This is a genomic window from Gilliamella bombi (assembly GCF_900103255.1).
Taxonomy (GTDB): domain Bacteria; phylum Pseudomonadota; class Gammaproteobacteria; order Enterobacterales; family Orbaceae; genus Gilliamella; species Gilliamella bombi.
The window spans coordinates 1-2501 of sequence record NZ_FMWS01000103.1 but is presented as its reverse complement, the minus strand read 5'-3'; the positions used below and the strand labels follow the sequence as shown (position 1 = coordinate 2501).

The 2501-nt window shown below is 34.2% G+C and carries 4 protein-coding genes and 1 pseudogene; 2 read left to right on the top strand and 3 right to left on the bottom strand.

What is annotated here, in order from left to right; genetic code table 11:
- Window positions 1-52 precede the first annotated feature (52 nt).
- The 3 genes and pseudogenes from B9N71_RS12395 to B9N71_RS13660 form a co-directional block, all read right to left on the bottom strand.
- On the bottom strand, window positions 53-889 hold the full coding sequence (locus tag B9N71_RS12395; RefSeq protein WP_085166119.1) for an MBL fold metallo-hydrolase: 837 nt from the start codon (window positions 887-889) through the stop codon (window positions 53-55).
- Window positions 890-900: 11 nt separating this feature from the next.
- Window positions 901-1227: a hypothetical protein gene (locus B9N71_RS12390; protein WP_065590835.1), complete on the bottom strand. Its 327-nt coding sequence runs from the start codon at window positions 1225-1227 to the stop codon at window positions 901-903.
- 133 nt (window positions 1228-1360) lie between these two features.
- Window positions 1361-1525: pseudogene (locus B9N71_RS13660) on the bottom strand (alpha/beta fold hydrolase); the annotation flags it as partial.
- Window positions 1526-1643: 118 nt separating this feature from the next.
- Here B9N71_RS13660 and B9N71_RS13300 point away from each other — a divergent pair.
- Window positions 1644-1985 (top strand): hypothetical protein, encoded by a 342-nt coding sequence (locus B9N71_RS13300; RefSeq protein ID WP_143422161.1) that lies wholly within the window; start codon window positions 1644-1646, stop codon window positions 1983-1985.
- A gap of 75 nt (window positions 1986-2060) precedes the next feature.
- A partial coding sequence (locus tag B9N71_RS12380; protein WP_143422160.1) for a hypothetical protein occupies window positions 2061-2501 on the top strand: 441 nt, incomplete at its 3' end.

Sequence of the window (2501 nt, the reverse complement as noted above, 5' to 3'; positions counted from 1 at the left end):
ATTGCACTTCATGTTTGAATCTAGGAATATGATTTGAAAAAACATTAGTTAATTAATCAGTAAGTACAATTTCATATCCTCTTTTAAGCTTTTGAATATAACCAAAACCTTCACATCCAAAATGAATCCCACCAACAAGAATGTGTTTAGAACTCACCATATCAAGGATGCGAATACGGGTTTCCGCTGCCAATTTAGGATCATAATCGAAAGCAATTGAGACATTCGGTTTTAAAAGTTGGATATGTGGAAAGTGGACAATATCACCCCAAATCAATAAACTACTATTTTCTCCCTCGACTTTATAACCAGTATGTCCTGGTGTATGCCCTTTTAATGGTAATGCATGTATACCAGCAAGTACCTCACCTTCATTAACTAACCGCAGATTTTCTTGATACTGTTTTAAAACATTGCGAGCAAAAATAAAATTACCTTTGACACGATCGCTGGAAGAAAAAAACTTTTTGTCATCTTTTAGATAATCATACTCATTTTGACTAATTACTAATTCTGCATTTGGAAATACTGCCTCTCCGTAGGAGTTGATCAAGCCACCTATATGATCGGGATGAGCATGTGTGAGTAATACGGCATCAATATCATTTGGTTTCACCCCAAGTTTAGCCAAATTATTTACTATCCTTCCTCCCCATCCTTTAAAACTACCTGCGCCACTATCAATTAAGATATTTTTATCTTTGTGTTGAACTAAAAAGGCATTAATGTGCACTGAATTAGGTTCATCTTGGCAGGCGTTTTGTTGAATGAAATAACACTCTGTCTCACTAATATTCGCCAGCATTCCAAAATCAACTTTTAAGTAGCCATCACTAACAGCAGTTACTTGTACCTCTCCAAGGTCCTTCATTGGCAATTTATCATTCATACAGTTACCTTTTAGTTTTTTGCGAAAATATTATTGGAATCATAAAGAAAGCAACGAATTCTCGCAATTACGCCGAACTTTTCTCTAATTAATAAATCAACCTGACGTGAGAATTCATTCATGACTGACTCACTACGAAAAACTTCTTGTCTAAGTTTAGCCTCAAAGTATACAGATTCCCCATAACCTACATCCGCAATTAGATAAGCTATATGGATATTATTATCTTTAGCTTTCAGAATCTCTTTGGTAAGTTTGGTCAAAGAAGTAGAAAAATCAGCAAAATCACAAGTTTCTAGGTGATGATCTGATGTTGTATAAATAGTAATACTGGGCATCGAATAACTTTTCCTATATGTAAGTATTTTAGTAATTGTGTGACTATATTATCCTTGATATTAATAAACGCATGCTTTTAATAACATCTAGATACCATTCCGAATTCGGCATCACTACTCCTTAGTTGATCAACATATCCAACCTGATTACCCGATAACGCTCGGTTAATCGCGGCATTTGCAAATCCCATAGGTGCAAATCCGTTCCCAGAAAGTGTAGAAGAATCAGCGTTGTTGCATTTTCAGGACCCTGTACATCATCGATATGCTGAGTTAATTTCAGTGGTCTAATAAACATTTATACCTCCATATAATTATTTTTACTTATATCATGTGGTTCCATATTGTTAATATTATTAGAATAATTTCTTTTCTTACGCTAATGGATAATTTCGATATCCGCATCGAAATGGTTGATGACCGGAAAAGAATTCATTAATTACAGTGGTACTGTCAAATTAATTTTTTCTGACTTTTTTAATAAACAGTTTAGCCGTTTTACTCTCTCTTTTTCTTGTATTAACAAATCAGAAGCAGATAATGTAAGATACTCTAACTGTGTTGATATTGCTGTTGTGCGCTTGAATCTATTGAGTGATGGAAGCATGATACATTACACTCACAAGGGAAAGAGTCGGGTGTCGCCGCCAAACAGGACTATTTCATTTGTATGTTTTTTACAAAAATCCACAAAAAAACTAGCCAACTATTTTTTAAACGGCTATACTTTTACGGTTATAGGAAAACAAGCTTATTAAACAAGCAAATAATTATAAAAAATCTAAATAAAACAAAATATTACTTGACAGGTAGACAATAATGCATTATCATTTTTGGCACAAGGCACAAGGCACAAGCACTGGCAAACCTACGATTTAAATTTATTAAATAATCCTCTTCGCCGAGTTTTTGCACGAAACTCATTTATATTTTCCAAATTATCTCTCAAATTACCCCGAAAACTCTTGTTGGTGTTGGGCGTGTTATTATTGCCATATTCATGGAGTTTAGAAGCATTAACTAGTAAAAATGGTCGCATAAAAAATCATCGTAGTGATGCCATAATATTACCGTCGTTCGAAAACCCGTGTCTAAAATATGGTACAGGCGGAGATGCAGGTTTAGTTGATTTATGGATATGGATATCGAATCCTGATTATTTTGAACCAAGTGCGCCATTGGTTTGTTATGCTCAACCTAATTTATCAAACGATTCCAGTAATAATACTGAATACAAAGATTTAGATGGTCCAGATTGGGTAAAAGGAAAAGGA

What these genes read in the sequence shown, in the direction of transcription:
- B9N71_RS12395 (WP_085166119.1), bottom strand. Translation starts at nt 889, where the DNA reads ATGAATGATAAATTGCCAATGAAGGACCTTGGAGAGGTACAAGTAACT.
- B9N71_RS12390 (WP_065590835.1), bottom strand. Translation starts at nt 1,227, where the DNA reads ATGCCCAGTATTACTATTTATACAACATCAGATCATCACCTAGAAACT.
- B9N71_RS13300 (WP_143422161.1), top strand. Translation starts at nt 1,644, where the DNA reads ATGACCGGAAAAGAATTCATTAATTACAGTGGTACTGTCAAATTAATT.